This window comes from Cohnella baijiui, assembly GCF_020731285.1.
In the GTDB taxonomy this organism is placed as follows: domain Bacteria; phylum Bacillota; class Bacilli; order Paenibacillales; family Paenibacillaceae; genus Cohnella.
The window spans coordinates 1-25,751 of record NZ_JAJFOW010000063.1 but is presented as its reverse complement, the minus strand read 5'-3'; the positions used below and the strand labels follow the sequence as shown (position 1 = coordinate 25,751).

Sequence of the window (25,751 nt, the reverse complement as noted above, 5' to 3'; positions counted from 1 at the left end):
GGATGACGCCGATCGCTCGGAGATCCATACATTCGCCCTGGATGACGCCGATCGCGCGGATATCGTACATCCGGCCAAAGCGGCGCCGGCAGCGCGCGGACCGGCCGTCCCGCCCCGCGAAGGGGCGGTTTCGATTTTTTGCCGTACGCGGTTTCCGTTTCAAATCTCCAAAAAAACTCCCCGATGGGAGCAGGGATTTCCAAACGGGGTTCGAATAGAATGGACAAGGAACACTTCCATTCCTGCAAGCACCAAAACCATCCGGGAGGGATACGGGTACATGAGCAGCATTCGAGTAGGCATGATCGGTACCGGCGGCATCGCGCATTGGCATGGCAGACAGTTGCTTGAACTGACGGAAGTCGAGATTCGCGCCATAGCGGATCCTAGCGAAGCGAACCGCGCGCGGTTCGTCGAAACCTTTGGCCTCGGAGAGACGGCGCAGTTCGCCGATTACGAAGAGATGCTGGCGCAGGCGGAGCTGGACGCCGTCGTGCTGTGCTCGCCGCATACGATGCATTACGAGCAAGCCTCGGCGGCGCTGCAGCGGGGACTGCACGTCCTGATTGAAAAGCCGATGACCTGTTCATCCGAAGAGGCTGAGAAGCTGATCGTCCAAGCCGAACAGGCGGGCAGAGTGCTCCAGGTCTCCTATCAACGGCACTTCCAACCTGAATTTCTGTACATTCGCGATGCAATCGCGCGCGGGGAGATCGGCAAGCTGACATCCGTAACCGCTTCCCTTTACCAGGAATGGGGGCAGGGCACGGAGGGGTCGTGGCGGCAAAACCCCGCGCTGTCCGGCGGCGGATTCCTCATGGACTCGGGCAGCCACATTATCGACGTCCTGCTCTGGACGACGGGCCTGAAGCCGCTCGAAATCCAGGCGTCGCTCTCGAAGCGCCATACGCCCGTCGAGATCGACTCCTTTACGACGATCCGCTTCGAAGGCGACGTCCTGGCCGGGCTGAACCTGGTCGGATGGTCGCCTTGCTGGCATGAGACGTATATCTTCTGCGGCGAGACGGGCGGCATCTTTTACGACAACGGCAAGATCACCCTGCGTCGGCTTCGCGAGGAGCCGATCGTGCCGGAGCTCCCGCAGCAGACGACTAATCAGGACAAGAGCTTCATCGACGCGATCGCCGGCCGCATCCCCGTCCAGGTGACGGGCGAGTTCGCCCTGCAGGTCGTCCGGTTCTCCGAGTCCGTCTACAAGGCGGCAGGCTATTCGCCGATTCCGGCGACTGGCGAGGTGAAGCCGTGAGTCTGCCGATCGGCATGCGGATTCCGCCCTGGATGGGCGGCGAAGGGATCGAGAGCGTCGCGGGCTGGGCCAAGCAGGCGGGTCTGAACTTCCTGGACGTGCCCGAGTTGACGCCCGCGGTGCGAGACGCTTGCGCGGCCGCAGGGGTCGGCATCGGCTCGGTCGACGCGACGAACGCGGCGGCGCTGCTGAGCCGGGACGAAGGGCGGCGGCTCCAGGCCGTAGACGCGACCCGGCAGCATATCGCGCAGATCGCCGAACTCGGCGGCACAATCCTCTTCATGTGTCTCGTACCGGAAGATCTGTCGCTTCCCCGGAGCGAAGCGTTCGCCATCTGGAAGGAAACGTTCCCGGACGTCGTGCGGCAAGCGGAACAAAACGGCGTCTATATCGCCATCGAGGGCTGGCCGGGGCCGGCGCCGTATTATCCGACGCTTGGCTGCACGCCGGAGACGTGGCGGGCGATGTTCGAGGCGATCCCGTCGCGCCACTTCGGCTTGAACTACGATCCGTCGCACCTGGTGCGGCTCGGTATCGACTACCTGCGGGCGCTGGACGAGTTTGGCTCCCGCGTCACCCACTGCCACGGCAAGGATACGGCCATTCTGGCGGAAGAGCTGTACGAGAGCGGGCATCTGCCGGCGACGTTCGGCGCGAAATACGGCTTCTCCGAGGGCTCGTGGCGCTACACGATCCCGGGACACGGCCTGGTGGATTGGGAGCAGGTGGCTGGCGGACTCGCCCGCAGCGGCTACCGGGGCGGGATCAGCATCGAGCTGGAGGACCACTACTTCTGGGGGACGTTGGAGGCGGAGCGGAAAGGCATCGCGGAAGCGGCCGCCCACCTCGCGCGCTTTTTCTAAGAAGGAACGGCAGGCGCCCATCCGGCGCCGGCATGCGTCGACAACAACAAAAGCACCCTCCGGCGACAACTGCCGGAGGGTGCTTCTGCTTAGGGTTCACTCGTATTTGCGCTCGCTCGACGAGTCCCGCTTCGTCTTTTCCGGGTGGCGCTCGTCCTCCTGGGCGAGGCGCAAGTCCTCCACCGGGATCGGATCGACGTGGCGTTCGCTAAGGAAGCGATCGAAGAGGCTTTCCTCGTCGGTCGGGTACTGCTCCGGGTGGTCGCGCTTGGCGCGGGGCCGACGCTCGTCCGAAGGCTCGAGATCGGCGGGCCGCTCGAATTCGTTCATGGTCTGTCCCTCCTCCGTGCGTTTGCCGACTATTCCCCGTTCGGGCTTCGTCTGAAACAAGCATCCGCCGCGGGCAGGGCGCCCCCGTTACGATTCGATCCGTTTCAGCGCCTTTTTGGCGGGACCTTTCACCACTTCGCCGCGATAGTCGAAACGGGACGCGTGGCACGGGCAATCCCAGGTCCTATCGCCTTCGTTCCAGGACACCTCGCATCCCATGTGGGTGCAGGTTGTATCGACAAGGTGGAGTTGGCCTTCCGGGTCCCGATAGGCCCCCGCCCGATGCCCGAGGATGCGGACCGCGGCGCCTTCGTCGGGCCCGAGGTCCTCGGGTTGCTTGCCGAGCCATTCCAGCTTGCCTTTGACGAGGTGGTAGGCGACGTCCGCGTTTTGCTGCACGAACGTCTTGACGCCTGGGTCCGCCTCGAAGCGGGCAGGACCGTACAGCTCGGCATAGCGGGTATCCCGGCCGAGCATCAGATCGCGCAGCAGATGCCCCGCGACGGTGCCGGTCGTCATCCCCCACTTGCGGAATCCGGTCGCCACGAACAGCCGCTCGCTGCCGGGCGTCGCCTGCCCGATATAGGGGAGGTTGTCGAGGGTGGCGAAGTCATGCGTGGACCAGCGATAGCGGATCTCCCGGGCGCCGAGCGCGTCGGCCGCAAAAGCCTCCAGTGCCTCGTAATGCTTGATCGTATTTTCGCCTTGGCCGGTCTTGTGCGATTCGCCGCCAACGAGCAGCAGCCTTTCGCCGCCGTAGGAAACGCTGCGGATCGACCGTTTCGGCTCGTCGGCGCCGATGTACATGCCGCCCGGATAGTCGTAGTCGGATTTCACCGCGAGGACGTAGGAGCTTTCGGCATGAAGCCGCGCGAAGTAGAAGCCGTTGTCGAAGAAAGGAAAGTGCGAGCAAGCGGCGACCGCGTCGCAGACGACCGAATGGCCCCGATGGGTGGAGATGCGGGCGCGGCCGTCTTCCTCCGCGAACTTGTTCGCGGTCGTATCCTCGTAGATGCGTCCCCCCAGACGGACGATTTCCGCCGCCAGAAAAGACAGGTAGGGAAGCGGATGAAAGCGGGCCTGCCCTTTCATGACGACGGCGCCTTTGGCAGGGACGGGGAGCGGAATCCCGTCGACGTATTCGCCGGGGATGCCGAGACGCGCATACGCGGCGTGCTCCTTGCTCAGCTTGGCCAAATTCGCTTCTTCGGCGGCGTAGACGTAGGCGTCTTCCTCCGCGTAGTCGCAATCGATGGCATTCTCCCGCACGACATTCGCGATGAACGCGCCGCCGTCCCGGTTCGCCTCGTAATACAGCCGGGCTTTCTCTTCGCCGAAATGCTGGATATATTCGTCGTAGATCAGGTCGTGCTGCGCCGTAATTTTGGCCGTCGTGTAGCCGGTCGTGCCGCTGAACAGCTTGTTCGCCGTGAGCAGCGCGACGCGCCGGCCTTCCTTGGCGAGCAGATAGGCGGTCGTGAGGCCGGCGATCCCGCCGCCGACGACGGCGAAGTCCGTCTCGATATCCTTAGGCAAAGGCTCAAAGGTCGGGGGCTTTGAAGTCGCTAACCAGTAGGATTGGGGATATTCGGGCAAGCGCATGGGCGTCCTCCTAGGATGGTTCGTTCTTTTCCTCACCATCTTTTCTATCTCTCCGTCAAAACATACGGCCATACGCGAATCCCTGCGGGGGTGATGCTAGCGCTTCTCCGGACGGCATAACTTGATAGGAGCGGTTATTCCATGAGAACGGAGGCGGTATCGTTGGCGATCAAGCCGCGCGCGCTCGTAAGAGGGGATACGGTCGGCATCGTCACGCTCGGCAGTCCGCTGGCGGAAGAGACGATCAATGCCAGGCTGGCTTATCTGCAGCGCATGGGACTGAACGTTGTCCTGGGGCAGCACGTATACGACAGCAACGGGTATCTTGCGGGCAGCGATCGGGAGCGGGCCGAGGATCTGATGCGCATGTTCGCGAACGACGACGTACGGCTCATCCTCCCGGTCCGCGGCGGGGTGGGCGTGGAAGGGATATTGCCCTATTTGGACTACGACTTCATCCGCTACCACCCGAAAATCGTGACGGGCTACAGCGACATCACGGTCCTGCTCGTCGCGCTCGCCCAGCTGTCCGATCTCGTCACGCTGCACAGCCTGCTGCTGATCGACTTCAAGCCCGATACGCCGGCTTACAACTTCGAGCAGTTTTTCACGGCGACCTCCTCGCTTGTCGTCCCCCGCCCGATCGCGAACCCGCCGGACATGCCGCTCGTTCCGCGCGTCGCGGGGAAAGCGGCGGGGCCTGCCGTCGGAGGCAATCTGACGTCGCTGGTCGGCTCGCTGGGCACGCCGTTCGAAGCCGATACGACCGGCAAGATCCTGTTGCTCGAAGAGACGCACGAACCGGTCAATACCGTCTACCGCTACGTCGAGCAACTCAAGCTGGCCGGCAAGCTGGACGCCTGCGCCGGCATCGTCATGGGCGAATGCACCAACTGTCCGGACGCCTACGGCAAGTCGTACGAGGACCTCATCAACGACTTTATCGTGCCGCTCGGCAAGCCGCTGCTGACCGGTCTCGCCTCCGGACACGGCAAGTACAAGGTCGCGATCCCGATCGGCGCGTACGTGCAGCTCGACGCCGACCAGGGGACGCTGACGCTGCTGGAACCGGCCGTGCATTATCGGATATAGCCGCGCACGATCGGATTCATGGAATGAATTGCTGTACGATCTTGACGACCTTGCCGTCCGCGACCGTGATGTGATAAGGGTAGGACTTCATGACGTCTTCGTCGTTCTTGGTGAACAGGGAACGGAATTTGCGCAAGGATATTCGTTCGTCGGGCTGCAGATCCGCGTCTTCCCAGCTGCCCGACCGGTTGTAAATTTGCATCAGCACCTCGGCTGTCTCCCGGACCGGGTAAGTGTGCAGGGCAGGGTCGTCATTGACGATGTAGTAGCCGTCGGGCGCTTCGGTCATGTCGGGATCCCGCTCCCGCTCGCGGAAGACGCGATTGGCTTCTTCGCCTTGATACCACTGGATATAGTCGATCGTCACGTAGGTCGTGCCGTCCTTAGTGAAGATTTTGTCGATGAGAGCAGGATAGGAGGAACCGGCGTCCGAGGCTTCGCGATCGGGTCTCTCCGCCAAGGCGACGGGCTGACGGTCCGCGACGGAAGCGGTCCCCATCGGGAGCAGGGCGAGGCATAGAATGGCGATCAAATAGATCGTTTTTCTCATCGGGTATCCCCTTTCTCGGGTGCGGATGGAAGCTTTACCCTTTCTTAGCCAAACTGGGGACATGCTAAACGAGGAGCCGCGACGAGAAAGAAAGAGGAATGAGCAGGAGGAGCCGTGCGCGCAATTGACATCGGGCCGTAGGTTTTCTATCATTTATTTATCGATAAACGACTGATAGAAATCGACCGTTCGAGGGGGACATGCGATGAAATCGTTCGTGAAGCGGATGCGTATCGTGTTCGTGCTGGTCGGCGTGCTTGCCGTGCTGAGGGCGGGAGCCTGGCTGACGCATGTGCGGGAGGATCAAGGACTGGCCGTCGCCAAGTGGCCGTTCGTGCTGATCTTGCTGTCGGTGGCGGTGCTGTACGGCTGCGCGCCGAGGCGCAGCCGATTGGAGTAGAGGATCCGTCCGGGCAAGCATCACCGGGGAGACGCCGCTGCCTGACGATCGTTCAGCCATTGGCGCACGAAGGCGAATACGTCCTCGCGCCCCAGCTCGTTGTGCAGCTCGTGGTTGTAGCCGGGCCATTCCTTGAAGGCGCATATCGGCCCCGCGGCATTCGCGAATTCCCGGCTGGCCTGAATGGACGTGACCCGGTCGCGGCCGCCGTGCATGAGGAGGACGGGGGCCCGCAGCTCGCCGGCATGCCGGATCGCCCAGAGGCCGGCGCGCTGCACTCCGAAGAAGAAAGCGGCCGTAATTTGGCTGTGACCGAGCGGGTCCGACCTGTACATTTTGGCCATCTCCGGGTCGGTCGTCAGGTAATCGACGTTCAGCGGCCGCGTGTTCGTAAAGCTCGGATAGAGCCGCTCGACGACGCGTCCGAGCACGACCTGCAGCTGCGGCGGGGAAAACGCGAGCCGAAGCCACGGGCCGCTGATGACCGCGCCCGCTACATCGGGCTGGCGCCGCAGCAAGTAGTTCAGCGTCACGTTGCCGCCCATGCTGTGGCCGTAGAGGAAGACGGGGGCGTCGGGGTACAGACGCCTGGCTTCGTCCCGCACCCAGTCGATGCCTTCCAGCAAGGCGTCGAACGTCGGCGTATGGCCGCGCTTGCCCGCCGTTCGGCCGTGGCCGCGCTGATCGAAGCCGAGGACCGCATAGCCCTCGTCCGCAAACATTTCCCCCACGTGATGGTAGCGGCCCATGTGTTCGCCCATGCCGTGCACGAGGACGACGACCGCCCGCGGCGGCGCGTCCGTCTCGGCCCGCCACTCGCCTCCCTGCATCAGGATGCCGTCCGCGCTTTTCCACTCGAATGACCGATAGGCCATCTCGCCCGCCCCTCCTTGTCGCCGCTTTCGGCGCCTTTTGTTTCTATGGTCTCAGCATACCGCTACGGTCGCCGGCTTACAAGCGCTTTGACGCTTCGGATCGCCGCCCGGGCGGAGCCTTTCTCCATTTTTCGAGAGGATAGCGAATCGCGCTGTCGCATTCGGCTTGTCAAGCACTCTCGGATCATCTATTCTGTAACTAGAACAGATTCAGAAGAAACGAGTGATCCGCATGGCCAGAGTAGGTCCGAAGCTGCATCAATCCAATACGCTGCTGATGATCTCCAGCATTTATTCCTCCCTCACCAAAGCGGAGAAAAAAGTCGCCGACGTCGTGAAAAGCAATCCGGAGGAAGCGGTGCTCGCCACGGTCACGGATTTGTCGGAGATCGCGGGCGTCGGCGAGACGTCGGTCATCCGATTTTGCCGCAAGCTCGGATTCCGGGGCTTTCACGAGTTCAAGCTGTCGGTCGCGCAGGATCTGGTAGATCGGCCGCCGTCCGTCTCCAATATGGAGATTACCGAGGAAGACGACGTCATGACCATCGCCCGCAAGGTGACGATGAAGCACGAGATTTTGCTCAAAAATACGCTCGACCTGGTGAACGTAGACCAACTGAAGCAGGCGGTGGACCAGATGATCGCCGCCGATCGCATCTTCGTCTACGGGGTGGGCACCTCGGGCATTACCGCGCTGGACCTTCATTACCGGCTTATGCGGATCGGCGTGAATGTCGAGGCGCACCGGGATTCGCACATTATCGCGATGTCGGCCGCGCTCGTGAAGAAAGGCGACCTCGTCTTCGGCATCTCGACGTCCGGGAGCACCCGCGATCTGGTAGACGCCGTGAAGGAAGCGAAGAAAAACGGCGCCGTCGTCGTCTGTCTGACGAGCCATCTGCGGTCGCCGATCGCCGCTTACGCGGACAACGTCCTGCTCGTGCCTTCCCGCGAAATGCCGACGGAGGGCGGGGCGCTGTCTACGAAGTTCTCGCAGATTCATCTACTCAATATTTTGACGACGCTGATCTCCTTGAAGCTGGAATCGTCCGAAGACGCGTTGGAGAAGACGGCGCGCTCCGTCGCGGACAAGCTTTATTAGATCGGTCGACGGTCGGGAAAACGGTCCCTCGGGGCCGTTTTTTTTGCGTTTGCGAAAACAAATAGAGGACGTGGACGAGTGATCGGATATTATATTCTTTCAGAAATATAATAGTGGAGTAAAAATTCAGTCTGTGCTAGTATAAAGGCGAATTGGAAGCGAAACGCGAACGGGAGGGGTACGGATGAAAAAGGTCGCGGACATCGTCGTGCTGGGCGGCGGCTTGGGCGGTTGTATGGCAGCGCTTGCAGCCGCGAAGGCGGGCCTTCGCGTCATCCTGACGGAGGAGACGGATTGGCTCGGCGGCCAGCTCACGACGCAGGCGGTGCCGCCCGACGAGCACCCCTGGATCGAACGGTTCGGCTGCACCCGTACATACCGGGAGTTTCGGGAGCGGGTCCGCCGCTATTACCGGGACAACTATCCGCTGACGAAGGAGGCCCGCGCGAATCCGCTGCTCAATCCCGGCAATGGCTGGGTCAGCCGGCTTTGCCACGAGCCGCGCGTCGCGGTCCGCGTGCTGGAGGATATGCTCGCTCCCTTCGTCGCCAGCGGCCGCATCGCCGTCCTGTACGGGTGCAAGCCGGTCGGCGCCGCGGTACATGAAGACGCCATCCAGGAGGTGGCCGTTCACCGAACAAGCGACGGCGCGACGATCAAGTTGGTGGGCGGCTGCTACCTGGACGCGACCGAGTGCGGCGATCTGCTGCCCCTCGCGGGAGCGGAGCACGTGACGGGCGCCGAAGCCCGCGGCGAGACGGGCGAGCCGCATGCGCCGGAGATCGCGGATCCGCTGGATATGCAGTCGATCACCCACGTTTTCGCGCTCGACTACTGCCCGGGCGGCGACTTTACGATTCCGAAGCCCGAACAGTACGCATTCTGGCGAAGCTTCGTCCCTGGCTTCTCCCGGACGCCGCTGCTGGACTGGATCATTCCCGATGCGAACGGCAGCGGCGAACGGCGGTCGGTTCTTTTTCCCGACGGCGTTTCGGCGGTCGTCCTTTGGACCTATCGGCGCATCGCGGACGCGGCGCAGTTCGCGGGAGGCTTGTACGACAGCGACGTCACGCTCGTGAATTGGAGCCAGAACGATTATTTCCTTGGCCCGATCTACGGCGTTCCGGCACCCGAACGGGCTCGGCATCTGGAGGGCGCGCGGCAGCTCAGCCTCTCCCTGCTCTACTGGCTGCAGACCGAAGCGCCGCGGCCGGATGGCGGCCGGGGATATCCCGGCCTGCGCCTGCGGCCGGACGTGCTCGGCACCGCGGACGGGCTCGCCAAGCAGCCGTATATCCGCGAGTCCCGCCGCATTCGGGCGCTGCAAACGGTGACGGAGCGCGACGTTAGCAAGGAGCTGCGCGGCGAACGCGGCATCCGGCGGTACGAGGACAGCGTAGGCGTCGGCAGCTATCATCTCGATCTTCATCCGACGACCCGCACGAACCGGATGTTCTACATCCCGACGTATCCGTACGAGATTCCGCTCGGCGCGCTGCTGCCCGTGCGTCTGCGCAACCTGCTGCCCGCCTGCAAAAACATCGGCACGACGCAGATCGCGAACGGCTGCTACCGCCTGCATCCGACGGAGTGGAACATCGGGGAGTCGGCGGGCTATCTCGCGGCCTACGCCGTGGCGAACGGGATCGCGCCGCGTACTGTGCGGGACGATCCGGCGCATCTGCAGGCGTACCTGGCGTTGCTGGACGCCGAAGGCATCGAGCGGCATTGGCCGGACGATCTGCCAGTATAGGGAATGAGGGGGAACCATGGCCATGACATTCGCCATAGGCGTGGATATCGGCGGGACGAAAATTCAATTCGCGGCGGTAGCACAGGACGGCACGGTGCTGTGTCGGCATCAGGTGCCGACCGAGGCAAGCCGGGGACCGGCGCAGCTGATGGACAAGGTGCTGGCCGGAATCGACCGGACGCGCGAGGAGATGCGGCAGGCAGGCCGGCCTGCGGGTGTCGGCATCGGGAGCGCCGGGCAGATCGATTGTCGGTCGGGCGAGGTCGTCTACGCCAGCGATCTGCTGCCAGGCTGGGCGGGGACGCCGGTCAAGCGTCTCGTCGAAGCGCGATTCGGCCTGCCGGTGCGCATCGACAACGACGTCAACGTGGTCGCCGTCGCGGAGAAGGTATACGGCGCCGGCCGCAGCTGCGGCAGCTTCGTCTGCATCGCGCTGGGGACCGGGATCGGCGGCGCGATGGTCGAAGGCGGGCAGCTCGTGCGCGGGGCGTTCGGCGGCGCGGGCGAGCTCGGGCACGTCTCGGTCGACTTCGAGGGGCCGCTCTGTAGCTGCGGCAACAACGGCTGCGTCGAGCTGTACGCCTCCGGCTCCGGGATTTCCCGTCTCGGCCGCGATGCGCTGGCGGCCGCGCGGGACGAGGGCCGTCCGGCGCCCGGCTGGGAGCCGGCGTCGCGCGACATCATCGCCGCCTGGCTGGCGGGGGAGCCGCTCGCGGGGCAGGTGATGGATCGTGCGCTCCGGGCGCTTGGGGCGGCGATCGCGGGCTACATCCATATGTTCAATCCCGAGGCCGTCATCGTCGGCGGGGGCGTCGCGGAAGCGGGGGAGCCGTTTTTCGCGGCGCTGGAGACGCAAGTGCGTCGGCGAACGTCGGCCGCGATGCGGGACGCCTGCCGGCTGCTGCCGGCCTATGTCGGCGCGGACGCCGGCGTGATCGGGGCAGCGGCTCAGATCTGGCACTATGGTGACGATCGGGAAGACGAGAGCGCGGTTGGAGCGGTATAAGGCATGGGGTGGCTAGGACAGGGCTGGCAAGGCAAGGTAGGCAGGCTTGTCGAGCCAGGGCAGGGTAGAGCAGGCAAGGGCAAGGCTGAGTAGGAAGTCAATGAGTCCATACTGCATGCCTGAAGAGACGAAACGCACGAAGACGAGGAGGAACGGGGATGAAGGTGCATTTTCTCGGAACCGCGGCGGCCGAGGGCTTTCCGGGGATGTTCTGCCGCTGCGCGACGTGCGCGGAAGCGCGCGCCCGCGGAGGGCGCGATATCCGCACGCGGAGCTCCGTGATCGTCGACGGAACGCTGAAGATCGATTTGCCGCCGGATACGCTATTGCACGTGCTGCGGGACGGGCTTGACCTGGGCGCGGTGACGGACCTGTTCGTCACGCATACCCACTCCGACCATTTGCGGGCGGAGGAGCTGGAAATGCGGCTGCCGGGCTATGCGCACGGCGTCGAACATCCGCTGCGCGTCTACGGCCATGACGGCGTCGTGCGCCGATGCCGGGAAGCGATCGGGCGGCCGGGCGACGAGCGCGTCGCGATCCGGCGGATGGTACCGTTCGAGACGGTCGATACGGGCGACGCCAGCGTCACGGCGCTTCCCGCCAATCACGATCCGGAGGAAACGTGTTTGCTGTACTTGATCGAGAAGGGCGGCAAAACGCTTTTTTACGGGCACGATACGGGACTGCTGCCGGAGGAGACGTGGGCCTGGCTTGCCACCCAGCGGCTCGACCTCGCGATTCTGGACTGCACGAACGGCAATCTGCCGTTCACCGGCGGTCACCTGAACATCCCGGCGGTTCTCGATATTCGCAAACGCATGCGGGACGGCGGCATGCTCAAGGAGGGCGCCCGTACGGTGGCGACCCACTTCTCGCACAATATCGGGCTGCTGCATGACGACTTGACCCGCATCTTGGAGCCCGAAGGCGTCATCGTCGCCTACGACGGCATGGTATTGGACATCTAGCAAAAAGAGACCGTCCTCTTCCTCTCGGACGGTCTCTTTTGCTTTAGAGAGCAGGCGAGATCATCGAAAAAATCGGCTAACGCCCCGCCGGAGCGCCCTCCGGCCCGGAAGATCATCGATAAATCGACGATCTCCAGCCAGCCAACTGCCGGGGAACACCCCGACTCTAAGCCTCCACCTTCTCCAGCCGCTCCCCCGCGAGCCGCAGCTCGAAGCCGACCTCGAACATGCGCTTCCACGGCATATGGACGTCTTCGAGACGGAAGCGGGACGGGTCGAGATCCCCAAGGTACGCGTCCGCGAACGCCAGCAGCTTCGCACGCACGAGCTCCGAGATCTCGTCGTGGATCTTGGCTACGTCGAAATAGTTGCCACCAAGCACCGCCAAGTGGTTCCACGCGACATCGGCGCGCACGCGGGCCTGGTAGCCCCAATCCTCGAGCAGGCGCGACACGTAAAACGCCTCGCTGTTGCGCGCGCGTTCCGCTTCCCGCTCCGCCTCGAGCGGTCCGGCCGCTCCGTCCGAGGTTCTATTTCCCGCCCCGCGATAATACGATTCCACGATCGCGTGCGCGATGACGGTGCCGAGCGTGTTGCCGGACGTGTTCCATCCGGCGTAGGCCGCGAGCTTCGGCAGCAGGCCCCGCGCGGACAGCAGCTTCAGCAACGGCTCGTCCGAGCCGTTGCAAGTCGCGACGTCGGCCAGGGCGACCATGCGGCCTTTGCCGGCGTAGCGCGCGATCGCTTCGGCGAATTCGCGGAGATTGACCTCGGAGAAGTACGAGGCATGACGGTCCCCAAGCGCCATCGTCGTCTCGGCCATATCGCGCTGCCCCACGGGAGGGGAGTTGACCATGAGAACGAAGTCCGCTTCGGACGCATGGTCCCCGATGAAGCCGCCGGCTGCATGGATTTGCGCTTTCAGGCTTTCGCCGAGCGAACGGTCCTCGTACTTCGGGATGGAGAAAGGTCCCGAAGTCGACGAGTGCCGGACGTAGATCTCGGGCTGATAGCCCTTGAGATCGCAGAAGGCGCGCGCGAACAGGGTGCATCCGATCTCGTCCGCGCCCGGGTACAGGTGGACGCGGTCCAGCAGGCCGAGCGACTCGACCTGCAACAGAAGCTGGCGCTGCTCGGCGGACGAGTAGCCGTATTTGGCGTTGTCGTCGAGCGGGATGAGCAAAAAGTCGATGACGCCCGCCTGCACGAGCTCGATCGCCATTCGGTTGACCGCCGTGTTGACCCGCCGGCGGTCGGTGAAGTCGCGCAGCACAGCCGCGGGCACGCGCGCCGTCAACGCGTCCAGCTCGGCGCTCGCCTCCACATTCGGGCCGTCCCGCGTCAACTGATCCCGCAGCGCCCCGATCCGCGCCAGCTCGGCGCCGAATTCGGCATAATAGTCCGGCTCCTCGTCGCTGCTGCTGTAGGCCGGGGCGCGCATGATGAGGTTGAAGGCGTGGATCCGCAAGCCGGGATGGCGTGCCTTGCACGTCCGGAGGGTTTCTAGCCGTTCCCGGCACCGTTCTTCGGAAAGCGCATGCAAACGCGAAGGAACGATGCCGCCATAGACGAGCATGTCCAGCGAAACGATGAAGCGGTCGGCTTCGGCCGCTTGCGTCAGCAACCATTCGGCGAGCGCTTCGGTGTCGGCTGGCATTTTTTTCGCGCCCAGCAGGGCGGCAGGCGGCGCGATGACGCGGACATCCGTAGCGGCCGCGATCCGTACCGGATAAGCGGCATTGCAGGGGCGTTCGTCCAACGGAAGATAGACGATTGCGGACATCGGAGATTCCTCCCGAGATCGATAATGGAGTCATTCGGCTTCAGTATAGCACAGGTTTTGAATATAAACTCCACAAAAAATTAATGAAAAGAAATAAATATCTTTCCCAAAACTCGCCAAATTGCTATAATGAAACCAAACTTATCTGGAGGTAATATCCGTAAAAAAATATGGAAATAAAAAAAGATTCCAATAACAAAATGGGTGAGATCGTGGAGGATTCCTTAGTGGCAAGTTTAAAGGGCGGGTTCATCGTCTCCTGTCAGGCGCTGGAGGAGGAGCCGCTCTACGGAGCCGAGGTGATGGCGGCTATGGCAGCCGCGGCGGAGGAAGGCGGAGCCGTCGCGATCCGCGCCAATACGCCGGTCGATATCGCCTCGATCAAGCGCAAATGCAAGCTGCCGGTCATCGGACTGTTTAAGAAGAACTATCCCGGGTCGGAGGTATATATTACGCCCACCATGCGGGAAATCCGCGAGATTGCGGAGGCGGGGGCGGATCTGCTGGCCTTCGACGCGACGCGCCAGCCGCGTCCGAACGGCGAGACGCTCGAAGCGTTCGTCGCCGCCATCCGGCGGGCCTATCCACGGCTCCGTCTGGTCGCGGACGTTTCGACCTTCGAGGAAGGTGTGGCGGCGATGGCGCTGGGCATCGATCTGGTGTCCACGACCTTGTCGGGCTACACCCCTTACAGCCCGCAGCAGGAGCGGCCGGACATTGCCCTGGTCGCGCGCCTCGCCGAGCTCGGGCGTACGCCGGTGCTCGCCGAAGGGCGCATCTGGACGCCGGAGGAATGCGTCGCCTGCCTGAGAAGCGGCGCGCACGCCGTCGTCGTCGGCACGGCCATTACGAGGCCTCAAGAGATCACCAAGCGTTTCGTTCGGGCCATTCGCGGCGCGCTGCAGGCGGATCGGGCCTGAGAACCGGCTCGTCCGCTCCGAAGCGCGGACGGGCGGCCAGCCGCAAGAAGGAGGAGACGTCCGATGCCAAAGAAGGCGGATGAAACGCGCGAGCAAGCATCCGAACGGGAAGCGATCGCCGCGATCGGGCCGGAGATCGGCGAGAAGCCGCTCGCATGGCATGATCCCCGGGAGGCGCCGTTCCGCCTGGCCGGATTTCCCTGGCTGGCGGAAGAAGGCGTCTACCGCCGGCTGCCCCGTCGCCCCGACCATCCGATCCCGCCTGCCGTCGACGAGCTCGCGAACCATACGGCCGGCGGGCAGATCGTCTTTCGGACCGATTCGTCGGCTCTCACCGTCCAGGTCCGCCTAAGCGGCCCGGCGAACATGAACCACATGCCCGCGACGGGGCAATGCGGCTTCGACTGCTACTTGGGGCCGCCGGGACGCCAAGTCTACTGCAATACGGCCAAGTACGATCATACGCAGACATCGTACTCCTTTGCGATGTTCGAAGGGCTGGCGCGGGAGATGCGCGACGTAACGCTGATCTTCCCGCTGTACCAAGGCGTCGAGGAGGTTCGCATCGGCCTGGACCGCGACGCGGCCGTGCACGCGCCTCCTCCTTATGTCTTTGACCGGAAGATCGTCATCTATGGTACTTCGATCACGCAGGGCGGATGCGCAACCCGACCGGGCATGGCCTATCCGAACATCCTTAGCCGGCGGATCGACGCCGAATTCGTCAACCTAGGCTTTTCCGGCAGCGGCAAAGGAGAGGCCGAGGTGGCCCGTCTCGTCGCCGCGGTGCCCGATCCCGGGCTGCTCGTGCTCGATTACGAGGCGAACTGCGTGAGCCCCGAGCGATTCCGGGAAACGCTGCCGGCGTTCATCCGGATCTATCGGGAAGATCACCCGGACGTGCCGATTCTCGTCGTCTCCCAGATCCGTTTCGCCCGGGAGACGTACGATCGCGAGCTGCGGGAGCTGCGGCTGCTGCGCAAGTCGATCCAGATCGGGACGGTGAATGCCTGTCGAGACCGAGGCGACGAACGCATCTCGTTTTTCGACGGCGGCGAGCTGCTAGGAATGGATTATCACGAGTGCACGGTGGACGGCATCCACCCGACCGATCTGGGCTTCGCACGGATGGCGGAAGGGCTGGCGCCGGCGATCCGGCAACATATAAGGGGCTGTCCCGAAAGTCATCCATGATGACTGAGGGATGGCCCCTGCTTCTTAGCATGCGATTGTGCCGGGCCAAATGAGCGAAAGAAGGAGTCCAGGACTCCTACATGAAGGCGCGGCGGTTGCGTAAAACTGCTACAACACGCAGGAGTTGCTATCCGAAGACAAGTCGCGTCGGAACTAGGCTTGTATGTCATGCCGCAATTGTACGCAAAACAATAATAAAACCAACAGAAGCCGGGGGATCTCCCCCGGCTTCGTCGCGGAGAAAAGTAAAAATATTTTCAAATCGGTCATTTTCATTTCTTATTCCCTCTCCCGATCTTCGTTAGGATGAATGTACCGAAGACAATACCTTGGATGGGGTGCAAGCGATGGACAACAAGATTACGAAGACGGCTCCGCGCGACCGGGCGGCGCGTACCCGGTCTGCCGCCAAGCGCAAGGAGACGCTGTCGGGCTACCTGTTTATCGGACCGATGCTGCTCGGCCTGACGGTGCTTACGGTTATTCCGACGATCATCACGTTCCTTCTCAGCTTCGCGGATTGGAGCTTCATCGCGGGCGTCGACAAACTCAAATGGACAGGGTTCAAAAACTTTGCCCGGCTTGTTGATGACCGCGTCTTTCTCGTTTCTTTAAAGAACAATCTGATCCTGCTGCTGGTCGTTCCGATCCAATTGATCATTTCCCTCGCCCTCGCAGCGATCATTGATAAGCTGGTTTATTTCAAAAGCTTCTTCAAAATCGTCTTTTTCCTGCCTTACATTTCGAGCATCGTCGCCGTTTCCATCTGCTTTCAGCTGCTGTTCCAGCCTTCATACGGCCCGATCAACCAATTCCTGCGCGCGATCGGCGTGAGCAACCCGCCGACTTGGCTGGCGGACATCCGCTACGCCCTGCCGTCCGTCATGGCCATTATGGTGTGGGTCGGCATCGGATTTTGCCTGATCGTCTACTTGGCGGCGCTGCAGTCGATCCCGAAGGATCTGTACGAATCGGCGGATATCGACGGGGCCGGTACTTGGACCCGATTTTCCAAAATTACGTTTCCCATGGTGTCGCCAACGACGTTTTTCCTGCTCGTCACGGGCTTTATCAGCTCCTTCAAGGCGTTTGACATCATCAAGGTGCTGACCGAAGGGAGACCGGCTTACTCGACGTCCGTCGTGACCTATTACCTGTACACGACCGCTTTCGAAAACTTGAAGACCGGCTACGCGTCTTCCATGGCTTTGATCTTGTTCGGGTTCGTCCTTTTGATCACGCTTTTCCAAATGTACGGACAAAAGAAATGGGTTAACTACTGATCGGGGTGACTTATGGATAAGCAGAGAAAAGGAATCAGATGGGCGGCAACGCTCGTCATGCTCCTGGCGGGCATCGCTTTCGTCTTGCCGTTCGCATGGATGATCTCGGCGTCCTTCAAACCGGAAATCGACGTATTCAATTATCCGATCGAGTGGATCCCCAAGCATTGGAACGTCTATGAGAATTATCGCGAGGTCTGGTCCGGGGAGCATCCTTTCGGGGTCTACTACTGGAACACGATCAAGGTGAGCCTCCTGACGACGCTGCTCTCCGTCGCGGTGTCCAGCATGGCGGCCTACGGCTTTTCGCACGTGGACTTCAAGGGCAAAAACGCGATGTTCCTCTTGGTGCTCATGACGTTTATGGTGCCTAGCTATTCGATTATCGTGCCGCAGTTCATGATTTTTCGCTGGCTGAAGCTGTTCGACAGCCACCTGGGACTCATCCTGATCGGCTCGTTCAGCGCTTTGGGCACCTTTATGCTCCGGCAATTTTTCCTGGGCCTCCACAAGGACTACCTGGAGGCGGCCAAGCTGGACGGCGCGGGACACGCCCGCATTTTCCTGCGGATCGCGATTCCGCTGGTGAAACCCGCGCTTGCGACGTATGCCATCCTTCGGTTCATCTGGACCTGGAACGACTACGCGAACCCGCTTATCTTTTTGCGCAGCGACCGGCTGGCCACGATTCAGCTCGGCATCCAAAAGTTCGCTTCGGAGAGCGGGGTATACTACTCGCTCATCATGGCCGGCACCGTATCGGCGATTTTGCCGCTGATCCTGATCTTTATCGTCGGTCAAAAGCAGGTGATTGAGGGAATCGCGATGGGCGGCGTAAAAGGGTAAAAATAATTCCGAATTAGTCAAAATAGAAAATTCCGACGCGAAAGACGAACGTGGTACGTTTAGATTGCTTAAAAAGAGATGCACATGAAACCGGGAGGTTGAAACATGAATAAGAAATGGTTGTCGGCCGCTTCGGCCACGCTGCTGACGGCGAGTCTGCTTGCTGGTTGCGGGAGCAATTCCGGAAACGAAGACGCGTCGCCTCCCAAGACGGAAGACGGCGCGAAACCGAGCGCCGGCGCTTCGGCTGCCAAGGCGCCCGTCACGATCCAGTTTCTCGGCTGGGAGAAGGCGTCCGTCTATCAGCCCGCCATCGATGCCTTCCAGCAAGCGAACCCCGATATCAAGGTCGAATACATGCCGCTCGTCGAGAACGATTCGAACGAAACGATCAAGAAAATCGATTTGATGTACGCTTCGGACGACGCCTTCGACGTCTTCACGCTGAATTCAGCGCCGGCCTTTGCCCAGCGGGCAGCGAACGGGATGCTCGAACCGCTGGACGACTACCTGGCCAAGGAAGGCGTCAAATACGAGGACGAGTACAAAGCGGAGCAGCAAAAGCTGGACGGCAAGCGTTATTCGCTGCCCGGCAAATTCGGCCCGTGGATGATCCTGCTGAACAAGGAGCAGCTCGACGCGGCGAAACTCGAGGTGCCGAAGAGCTGGACGTGGGACGAATTCCGCGAATACGCCAAAAAGCTGACCAAAGGCGAAGGTCCGAACAAGACGTACGGCGCGCACTTCCATGAATGGAAGGATTACTTCCTGTTGAAAATGTACAGCGCTCCCCGGGATCAAGGCATCATGAAGGACGACGGGGCGACGCTGAACGCCGACGATCCGCTGATGAAGCAGTCGCTGGAGCTGCGCTACGAGATGGAGAAGACAGACCGATCGGCGACGCCTTACCAGGACGTCATCACGCAGAAGATTCCTTACCGCAATCAATTTTTCCAACAAAAAGCCGCCATGCTCCCGACCGGCCCATGGATGGTAGCGGAAGCGGGCGGTACGGACAAGATTCCGGCGACGTTCGTGTCCGCCTTCGCGCCATGGCCGACCAACGCGGCGGGCGATGAGATCTACTCTTTCGGCGGCGCCGATCCGCTCGTCATCTCTTCCCATTCCAAACATAAGGACGAGGCCTATCGCTTCCTGCGCTATCTCTCGACGGAAGGCATGGCGCTGACCCATCAGTTCTCGGCCTGGAAAAAAGCCGACATCACCAAAGAAGTCGATCAGATCGTATCCGCCACGCAATCGCCGGACAAGATCGACAAGGCTTCGCTGATCAACGTCCTGAGCGTGACGAAGCTGCCTACGCCGCCGATCACCGTGTCCTACGCGGGCGATCTCGAAAAGGCCTACATCGCCGAGGCGGACCAGTATATGCTCGGCAAAACCGACATCGACGCGACGATCGCCAATATCAAGACGAATTTGCAGAAAATGATTGATGCAAACAAGTAAAGCGAATTTTATAATGAGGGGGAGGATGCCCGGGCGGCATCCCCTTTTCCGTCTATAAGCGCGAACGGCCCTGACCGGACAAGGGACATGCATCATTCGAATGCGATGGGAGGCGGAGCGGTTGCGATTGCCGTTAATAAGCTGGAGGCAGAAGCTGATCCTGATGTCGCTGCTCTGCCTCGTCGTCCCTACGGTCCTCACCCTCATCCTTCTCGGCTTGTACGCCAAAAACGAGCTGAAGTCCAAAGCGGTGGAAAAGGCGGAACAGGCGCTGGAAGTGGCAGAGCTGTACACGTCCAATATCATGCAGGATATGGTGAACGCTTTCAATTCGATCCAGTACGACAGCGAGACGATCACGGACTTGCGGGTCGCCTGGAACAAATACAAGCAGGAGGGGACCGGCCGGGTCGACTTCTTCTCCTTTCGCCACGTGTCCGAGAAGCTGGACCGCATCACCTTTTTCGGCGGCCAGACGTACGTGACGATCCTCTTGCCGAACGGCCTTTACTTTACCAACTATTCCACCTACGACAACAGCCTGAACTTCATGTACGACCAGCAATGGCTGAAGGAGATGGCGTCCGAGCCGAGCAACACGACGCGGTGGCTCGGCACGCAGCCGAACTACGTCCGCTCGGACGCGGACAAATATCCGGACGTCGTCACGATCATTCGCAAATTCCAGCTGTACAACAATGGCGTAAGCGCCTACATGATCCTTAGCAAGCCTGAGATTCAGTTCCGGCAAATCTTCTCCCGTTACGAAGGCGATCCGGTGTTGATGCTGCTCGACAAATCCGGCACGGTCGTCTCCCATACCGACCCGGCGCAGATCGGCGCCTCCGCGCCGGTTCCGGCTCCGCCCGAAGGCCGGTACGACCGATCCGAATGGAACGGCGCCGCGTATTTGACGGTCGGCCACGCCTTGCCTTTCGCCGGATGGAGCCTGCTCAGCATGACGCCTTATGCCGGCGTTACCAGCAAAATCGGCAGCATGTTCAACCGAACTTTCGTGCTGCAAATCGCGTTTTTTCTGTTGTTCGCCATGCTGCTGCTGTATTTCCTCAATCAATGGACCAAGCCGGTCATGCGGCTCGCGAGGACGGCCAGCAAAGTCGAGAAAGGCTTCCTCGACGAACGTTCCGGCGTCAGGGGCCGTCACGAAGTCGGATTCCTGGGCATGGCGTTCGACCGCATGCTCGATCGCATTCAGGATATGATCGTGCAGGTCAAGGAGGAGCAGACCCGCAAGCGGATGGCCGAGCTCGAGCTGCTGCAGGCGCAGATCAATCCGCACTTTCTGTTCAATACGCTGAATTCCATCCGCATGCAATTGATCCTGAAGGGCGAAGAGGAGATTGGCGGGATGATCGGCTCGCTGTCCACGCTGCTCCGCATGACGATCAACCGCAACAACGAGTTCGTCCCGCTGCACGAGGAAGTGTCCACCGTGGAGCACTACATGCAGCTGATGAACTTCCGTCATCACGAGAACGCCGCGCTGACCGTCAATCTCGCTTCGGATACGCTGCTGGCGGCGATCCCGAGGTTCACGCTGCAGCCGTTGGTGGAGAATGCGTATATTCACGGCCTTCGCCAAAAGCAGGGGGAGATCGCCATCACGGCATGGAATCAGCAGCAGACGCTTTGCATCGAAATCCGCGACGACGGGGTCGGCATGGATGAAGACGCGGTAGCCCGATGGAAGAGCGGCGGCCCGATGTCGGGCATCGGCTTGAAGAACGTCAAGGAAAGGCTGCAGATCATTTACGGAAGCCTGTTCGAGATGGACATCGCAAGCGCGCCCGGCGAGGGCTCGAAAATCATCCTGAAAATCCCGCTTCAGGGCAGGGAGGAGCATTCCCATGTACAAAGCCATCTTAGTGGATGACGACGTGGCGGTACTGGAATTTCTAAGGCGGCTCGTACCGTGGGAGAGCCTTGGCTTCGAGCTGGCGGGGACGCATGCGGACGCGTTGGACGCGTTTGAAGCGTGCCAAGGGACTTATCCCGATCTGATCATAACCGATATCGGGATGCCCGGCCTGGACGGATTAAGCTTCATCCGCCGCTTGCAGTCCGAAGGGGCGAAGAGCCGATTCGCCATCCTGTCCTGCCACGACGAATTCCACTATGCCCAGCAGGCCGTGCAGCTAGGCGTGCAGGACTACATCCTCAAGGAGACGCTGACGCCGGAAGGCATCGCGGAGATGGTCCTAAGAGTCAAAGGCAAGATCGAGGAAGACGCGCGGCTGCGGATCGAAGTCGACCGCCTTCACGCGCAGGCGAACAAAAGCAAGTCGGCCGCGAAGGAGCAGTGGTTGAGAGGGGTGCTGTCCGCGCCTTTCGCGGACGATTCGACCGTGCTGGAGCCGCTCCGGTCGTTCGGGCTGAATACGAAGCTGGGCTGCAGCCTTCCGGTGCTGTTCCGCGCACACCGGTATCAGGAGGCGCTCGTTCGCTACCGGCAGGAGGAGGCCGTCAAGTTCATCGCGGAGAATGCAGCCGAGGAGCTGCTGCGCGAGGAGCCGGATATGCTGTTCGTGGGGTATGCGGGCAGTTCGTTTTATTTGCTGTACGCCTACAAGAAAGACCTGGCGCGCAACCCTTACGAGCATGCGGCGGCCGCGGCGAAGCGCCTGCAGCGGGCGTTCGCCGGCGTCCTGAAGCTGCCTTACTCGGCCGTGATCGGAGAGGAAGCCGTCGGCGGGGCGGAGCTGAAGCGCCAACTGGCGGAATTGCAGGAAGCGGGAGAGCGGTTGTTCTATGTCGAGGGACCGACGGTGATCAAGAGGTCGGAGCTTCGGCGGGAGGACAACCGGGAAGACCCGTTCGTCTATCATTTCGACTACGCGGAGCGGTTCAACCGGCTGCTGCTAGAGGCCAACGAGGACGTCGGACCGGCGGTCGACGCGTTCATCGGCTTCGTCGGGGAGCGGCGGTTCCAGCCTTCCCACGTCAAGCAGCTCGTCTGGAAGCTGGCCCTAGATCTGCTGCTGAAGCTGCGGCCGGGCATCGCGTACGACAAGGAAAAGCTGCAGCAGGAGATCGGACGTCTGACGCACGTCGGCGAACTGCGGGAATGGCTGGCCCGCTTCCTGGCCGACGCCGTTTCCCAGGTCGGCCGAATCGCCAACAAGAGCAAAAAGACCGAGATCCTAGAAGCCCAGAATTATATTCGGCTGCACCTGAATCGGAAAATCACGCTCGAGGAAGCGGCGGAATTTCTGCATCTCAATCCGAGCTACTTCAGCCGGTTGTTCAAGAAGGAGACCGGGGAGAACTTCATCGAGTTCGTGAACCGGTTGAAGATGGAGAAAGCGATGGCCCTCCTCGGCGATTCCGGCAAGTCCGTGGAAGAAGCCGCGTTCTCGCTCGGCTACGACAACAAGAGCTACTTTATCAAGCTGTTCAAGCAGCACTTCGGCATCGCGCCCGGGCGGATCGGCTGACCGCGGGGCGTTGATCAGATAGGATGCGGCCGACAGGGCGGGAGGCGTTTAAGCTTCCCGCCGTTTTGCCGAGCTTAGGGGATTTCGCGTGGACGGAAGGCAAGCGGAGGGGGCGTCCGGTTTCGAAAGCCTTTACATCATGTTAAACTAGAGGCATCCCAAAAGGCGTTCCCTCCGGGAACGAAAGGAGGAGATCGAACGTTGAAGATCAGCGAGCTGTCCAAGGCGACCGGCGTCAGCGCCCGGTCCATCCGGCATTACGAGAAAAAGAAATTGCTTACCTCGGTCCGGCTGGACAACGACTATCGGGCGTTTGACGTAGCGGCGATCGAGCGGGTCCGGACGATCCGCATCTATCTGGAGCTGGGTCTGACGACGGACGAAATCGCGGAGCTCTTGAACTGCCATCCCGCAGAGCCGGACCCTCGGCCGGACCTGTACGAATTCTGCGACGAGATGCTGAAACTCTATGAGGAGAAGTGGGAGGAGCTGGACGGGCAGATTCGGACGATGGCCTCTGTTCAGCGTCGGCTGGAAACAAGGATCAGCGAGATGAAGGGACAGCGCGAGCGCTTGGTCGCCAACCCCCAATAGCCGAGAAAGCCCGTTCCGAGGAGGAACGGGCTTTCGGCGTTTTAGGCGGGCTTTTCCGCGTCCGCCTCCGGCTCCGCGGGCTGGCGCAACAGCACCGCCAAGCGAGACAAGCCGTCGGAGCTGTACCCTTCGGCCACGCCGCGCCGGACGAGCGCCTGCAGGGGGGCGACCAGGTCGAGGCGGACGCCCTGGCCTCGGCTGGCTTCGATCAGGTTGTCGAAGCCGACGTCGTTGATGTCCAGGCTGGAAATATCGGTCGCATGATCCCCGGAGTCGACCGATTCGGCCATACGCGGGAAACCGGCGATCATGGCATGCAGCCAAGGAATGACGAGCCGGGTAAAATCGACGGCCGGGACGTTGTCCGCACCGACCATGGCCAGCGCGTGGAAGTAGCCGCCGAACATGCCGTACATCGCGCTGAGCAGCGCCAAGTCGAAAAGAGGCGCCAAGCCGGGATCGCCGCCCAGGTACATGGAGGTGCCGAAGGCGTCGAACGCGCGCCGGTGCCGCTCGAATGCGCGCTCCGATCCGCTGTACAGAATCAGCGCTTCCGGACGGGAGATCATCGGCGGGATCGCCATGATGCCTCCGTCTACGTAGTCGGCGCCGAGCGCGGCCGCCCATTCCGCCATTCGGCGGGCTTGCTCGGGGGTGCCGTTGGACAAGTTGACCAGCGTACGGCCGGCCAGCAGCGGACCGAAAGGTGCGAGAATCCCGTGCGCGCCGGCATAATCGGTCACGCAGACGATGATCAAGGGGCTGGCCGATATCGCCGCATCGATGCCGGTGGCGGCTGTCGCGCCTTGACGGACCATTTCGTCGGCTCGGCCGGCGGACCGATTCCAGACTGTTACGGGGTGCCCCTGCTTCAGGAGGGCGGAGGTCAACGCCTTGCCCATCTTGCCCAGACCGACGACGGTTACCGGAGCCGGGGGAGCTTCGGAGCGGCCGCTCCCGCCCGCATCGGCTTCTTGGCTTTGGGTCGGTCGGCGATGTTGAAGTTCTTGTTCCATGGTCGGAAACACTCCTTTTTTAGGGTTGCTTTAGGGTTGTGGGCAGCGGAGCTGAGGCCGAAGGCTTGCCGATCACGTCCGCCAACCGGGCGAAACTGTCTTCCGCGTATCCGGCGTCGATCGCCCGCCGCGCGATCGCGCGGGCGGCGCTCAGCACGCCGACGTCGAGGCCGTGACGGCTGGAAGCGTGGAGAATATGCTCCATGCCCGCGGCGGCGGAGCGCAGATTGGAGGCGTCGCCGGGATATTCGCCGGCGTCGGCCTGCGCCGCGAACGCGTCGATAATAGGAGGCAGGATTCGGGCGATCCCCTGGGCGTGAACGGCGAAATCCCGGGCCGCGATGCCTTCGGTACGGGCCAGCGCCAGGGCGTGGACGTATCCGCTCATCGTCGTCCAGAACAGATCCAGCAGCGCCACGTCGTGGGCCGCCACCCGTCCCGGATCGCTCCCGAGATACGAAGCGGATCCGCCGATGCTCGCCAGCGCGGGAAGGACGCCTTCGTAGACGTCGGCGGGACCGCTGTACAAGACGGAGGCGGCCGGCGTCCCGATGGTCGGCGTGGGCGTCATGATCGCTCCGTCGAGGTACGCGATGCCGTGGGAGGCCGCCCATTCCGCCGTCCGGCGGGCGCGATCGGGCGTGTCGGCGGTGAGATTCACGAGCGTGCGGCTTTGCAATGGCTCGGCTGCGGGTTCGAGGATCGCGTGCACGGCATCGTAGTCCAGCACGCAGACGATGACGAGCGGACTGGCGGAGACGGCGCTAGCGATATCGGCCGCGCGAATGGCCCCTTGGGCCGCGAGCGCGTCGGCTTTGGAGGCGGTGCGGTTCCAGACGGTCGTCGGGTGACCGTTCCGGAGGAATGCGCCCGCTAGGGCTTGGCCCATCGGACCGAGGCCGACGATCGTCACGGGCGTTTGCGGCACGCCGGCCGGTTGATCGGGATTGAGATAAGTCATGAGAGACACCTCCTTCGTGGATTCGTCCCCCCATTGTAAAGTTTGACACTAGTGTCAAAGTCAACAACGAATTGAGATCGCCGCGAAAGGAAGGGGAGGTAGATTTGGCTGAGGGTCGGGAGCCTTGAACGGTAACACTAGATGCACATGGACGTCTAGCCGGTGCAAGAGCGCTCAAGAGGGCCGAATATTTGCTCAAAGCCGTTTGCATGGCTAGGATGGCCCGAGAGCGGTAGATTTTACTGCACATGCTCGCTTAACCGGACACCGGAAGCCCAAGAGCAGTATATCTTCTCGCTCATAGCCGTTTGCGTGGCCGGGATGAGCCGAGAGCGGTAGATTTTACTGCTCATGCTCGTCTAACCGGACACCGGAAGCCCAAGAGCAGTATATCTTCTCGCTCATAGCCGTTTGC

The 25,751-nt window shown here is 61.9% G+C and carries 23 protein-coding genes; 16 read left to right on the top strand and 7 right to left on the bottom strand.

The window, feature by feature from the left end:
- The first annotated feature begins 280 nt into the window (after positions 1–280).
- Positions 281–1,267, top strand: a complete 987-nt coding sequence (locus tag LKX83_RS30455) for a Gfo/Idh/MocA family protein (RefSeq protein WP_227886787.1) — start codon at positions 281–283, stop codon at positions 1,265–1,267.
- Positions 1,264–2,130: a sugar phosphate isomerase/epimerase family protein gene (locus LKX83_RS30450; RefSeq protein WP_227886786.1), complete on the top strand. Its 867-nt coding sequence runs from the start codon at positions 1,264–1,266 to the stop codon at positions 2,128–2,130. The genes LKX83_RS30455 and LKX83_RS30450 overlap by 4 nt, the downstream gene beginning before the upstream one ends.
- Before the next feature lie 96 nt (positions 2,131–2,226).
- On the opposite strand, the gene LKX83_RS30445 is transcribed toward LKX83_RS30450, so the two are convergent.
- Positions 2,227–2,460, bottom strand: a complete 234-nt coding sequence (locus LKX83_RS30445; RefSeq protein ID WP_227886783.1) for a hypothetical protein — start codon at positions 2,458–2,460, stop codon at positions 2,227–2,229.
- A gap of 87 nt (positions 2,461–2,547) precedes the next feature.
- On the bottom strand, positions 2,548–4,062 hold the full coding sequence (locus LKX83_RS30440) for an FAD-dependent oxidoreductase (protein ID WP_227886780.1): 1,515 nt from the start codon (positions 4,060–4,062) through the stop codon (positions 2,548–2,550).
- Positions 4,063–4,224: 162 nt separating this feature from the next.
- On the opposite strand from LKX83_RS30440, the gene LKX83_RS30435 reads away from it, so the two are divergent.
- Positions 4,225–5,154 (top strand): S66 peptidase family protein, encoded by a 930-nt coding sequence (locus LKX83_RS30435; protein ID WP_227886792.1) that lies wholly within the window; start codon positions 4,225–4,227, stop codon positions 5,152–5,154.
- A 16-nt stretch (positions 5,155–5,170) separates the two neighbouring features.
- On the opposite strand, the gene LKX83_RS30430 is transcribed toward LKX83_RS30435, so the two are convergent.
- Positions 5,171–5,704, bottom strand: coding sequence for a hypothetical protein (locus LKX83_RS30430; protein ID WP_227886778.1), 534 nt, complete (start codon positions 5,702–5,704; stop codon positions 5,171–5,173).
- Between the two features lie 205 nt (positions 5,705–5,909).
- Here LKX83_RS30430 and LKX83_RS30425 point away from each other — a divergent pair, with 205 nt between their 5' ends.
- Positions 5,910–6,104 carry a hypothetical protein gene (locus tag LKX83_RS30425; RefSeq protein ID WP_227886776.1) on the top strand — a complete coding sequence of 65 codons (195 nt, stop codon included), beginning with the start codon at positions 5,910–5,912 and terminating at the stop codon, positions 6,102–6,104.
- Between the two features lie 20 nt (positions 6,105–6,124).
- On the opposite strand, the gene LKX83_RS30420 is transcribed toward LKX83_RS30425, so the two are convergent.
- The gene (locus LKX83_RS30420) at positions 6,125–6,979 is read right to left on the bottom strand and encodes an alpha/beta hydrolase (protein ID WP_227886775.1); all 855 of its coding nucleotides are present in this window, start codon (positions 6,977–6,979) and stop codon (positions 6,125–6,127) included.
- 232 nt (positions 6,980–7,211) lie between these two features.
- Between LKX83_RS30420 and LKX83_RS30415 the strand changes: the two genes are divergently transcribed.
- From LKX83_RS30415 to LKX83_RS30400, 4 genes are all read left to right on the top strand, one after another.
- Positions 7,212–8,081 carry a MurR/RpiR family transcriptional regulator gene (locus tag LKX83_RS30415; RefSeq protein ID WP_227886773.1) on the top strand — a complete coding sequence of 290 codons (870 nt, stop codon included), beginning with the start codon at positions 7,212–7,214 and terminating at the stop codon, positions 8,079–8,081.
- Positions 8,082–8,265: 184 nt separating this feature from the next.
- Complete coding sequence (locus LKX83_RS30410; RefSeq protein WP_227886770.1) at positions 8,266–9,834, top strand: FAD-dependent oxidoreductase; 1,569 nt, start codon at positions 8,266–8,268, stop codon at positions 9,832–9,834.
- A 22-nt stretch (positions 9,835–9,856) separates the two neighbouring features.
- Positions 9,857–10,840 (top strand): ROK family protein, encoded by a 984-nt coding sequence (locus LKX83_RS30405; RefSeq protein ID WP_227886769.1) that lies wholly within the window; start codon positions 9,857–9,859, stop codon positions 10,838–10,840.
- A gap of 158 nt (positions 10,841–10,998) precedes the next feature.
- Entirely contained in the window at positions 10,999–11,811 is an 813-nt protein-coding gene (locus LKX83_RS30400; RefSeq protein WP_227886767.1) for an MBL fold metallo-hydrolase, read from the top strand.
- Between the two features lie 166 nt (positions 11,812–11,977).
- Here LKX83_RS30400 and LKX83_RS30395 read toward each other — a convergent pair whose 3' ends face one another.
- Positions 11,978–13,594 (bottom strand): DUF4127 family protein, encoded by a 1,617-nt coding sequence (locus LKX83_RS30395; RefSeq protein WP_227886765.1) that lies wholly within the window; start codon positions 13,592–13,594, stop codon positions 11,978–11,980.
- A gap of 200 nt (positions 13,595–13,794) precedes the next feature.
- Between LKX83_RS30395 and LKX83_RS30390 the strand changes: the two genes are divergently transcribed.
- The 8 genes from LKX83_RS30390 to LKX83_RS30355 all read left to right on the top strand — a co-directional run bounded on the left by LKX83_RS30390 (position 13,795) and on the right by LKX83_RS30355 (position 23,359).
- A complete protein-coding gene (locus LKX83_RS30390) occupies positions 13,795–14,514 on the top strand; it encodes an N-acetylmannosamine-6-phosphate 2-epimerase (protein WP_255654997.1) in 720 nt (239 codons plus the stop codon).
- A gap of 63 nt (positions 14,515–14,577) precedes the next feature.
- The gene (locus tag LKX83_RS30385; protein WP_227886763.1) at positions 14,578–15,708 is read left to right on the top strand and encodes an SGNH/GDSL hydrolase family protein; all 1,131 of its coding nucleotides are present in this window, start codon (positions 14,578–14,580) and stop codon (positions 15,706–15,708) included.
- A gap of 347 nt (positions 15,709–16,055) precedes the next feature.
- Positions 16,056–16,991 (top strand): carbohydrate ABC transporter permease, encoded by a 936-nt coding sequence (locus LKX83_RS30380; protein WP_227886760.1) that lies wholly within the window; start codon positions 16,056–16,058, stop codon positions 16,989–16,991.
- A 12-nt stretch (positions 16,992–17,003) separates the two neighbouring features.
- The gene (locus tag LKX83_RS30375; protein WP_227886758.1) at positions 17,004–17,837 is read left to right on the top strand and encodes a carbohydrate ABC transporter permease; all 834 of its coding nucleotides are present in this window, start codon (positions 17,004–17,006) and stop codon (positions 17,835–17,837) included.
- A 105-nt stretch (positions 17,838–17,942) separates the two neighbouring features.
- Positions 17,943–19,310 carry an ABC transporter substrate-binding protein gene (locus LKX83_RS30370; RefSeq protein ID WP_227886755.1) on the top strand — a complete coding sequence of 456 codons (1,368 nt, stop codon included), beginning with the start codon at positions 17,943–17,945 and terminating at the stop codon, positions 19,308–19,310.
- A 121-nt stretch (positions 19,311–19,431) separates the two neighbouring features.
- The gene (locus tag LKX83_RS30365) at positions 19,432–21,204 is read left to right on the top strand and encodes a sensor histidine kinase (RefSeq protein ID WP_227886754.1); all 1,773 of its coding nucleotides are present in this window, start codon (positions 19,432–19,434) and stop codon (positions 21,202–21,204) included.
- Positions 21,179–22,765 carry a helix-turn-helix domain-containing protein gene (locus tag LKX83_RS30360; protein WP_227886752.1) on the top strand — a complete coding sequence of 529 codons (1,587 nt, stop codon included), beginning with the start codon at positions 21,179–21,181 and terminating at the stop codon, positions 22,763–22,765. The genes LKX83_RS30365 and LKX83_RS30360 overlap by 26 nt, the downstream gene beginning before the upstream one ends.
- A gap of 201 nt (positions 22,766–22,966) precedes the next feature.
- Positions 22,967–23,359, top strand: a complete 393-nt coding sequence (locus LKX83_RS30355) for a MerR family transcriptional regulator (RefSeq protein WP_227886751.1) — start codon at positions 22,967–22,969, stop codon at positions 23,357–23,359.
- Between the two features lie 41 nt (positions 23,360–23,400).
- On the opposite strand, the gene LKX83_RS30350 is transcribed toward LKX83_RS30355, so the two are convergent.
- On the bottom strand, positions 23,401–24,375 hold the full coding sequence (locus tag LKX83_RS30350) for an NAD(P)-dependent oxidoreductase (protein WP_227886748.1): 975 nt from the start codon (positions 24,373–24,375) through the stop codon (positions 23,401–23,403).
- 19 nt (positions 24,376–24,394) lie between these two features.
- Positions 24,395–25,336 (bottom strand): NAD(P)-dependent oxidoreductase, encoded by a 942-nt coding sequence (locus LKX83_RS30345; RefSeq protein ID WP_227886746.1) that lies wholly within the window; start codon positions 25,334–25,336, stop codon positions 24,395–24,397.
- Positions 25,337–25,751: the final 415 nt, after the last annotated feature.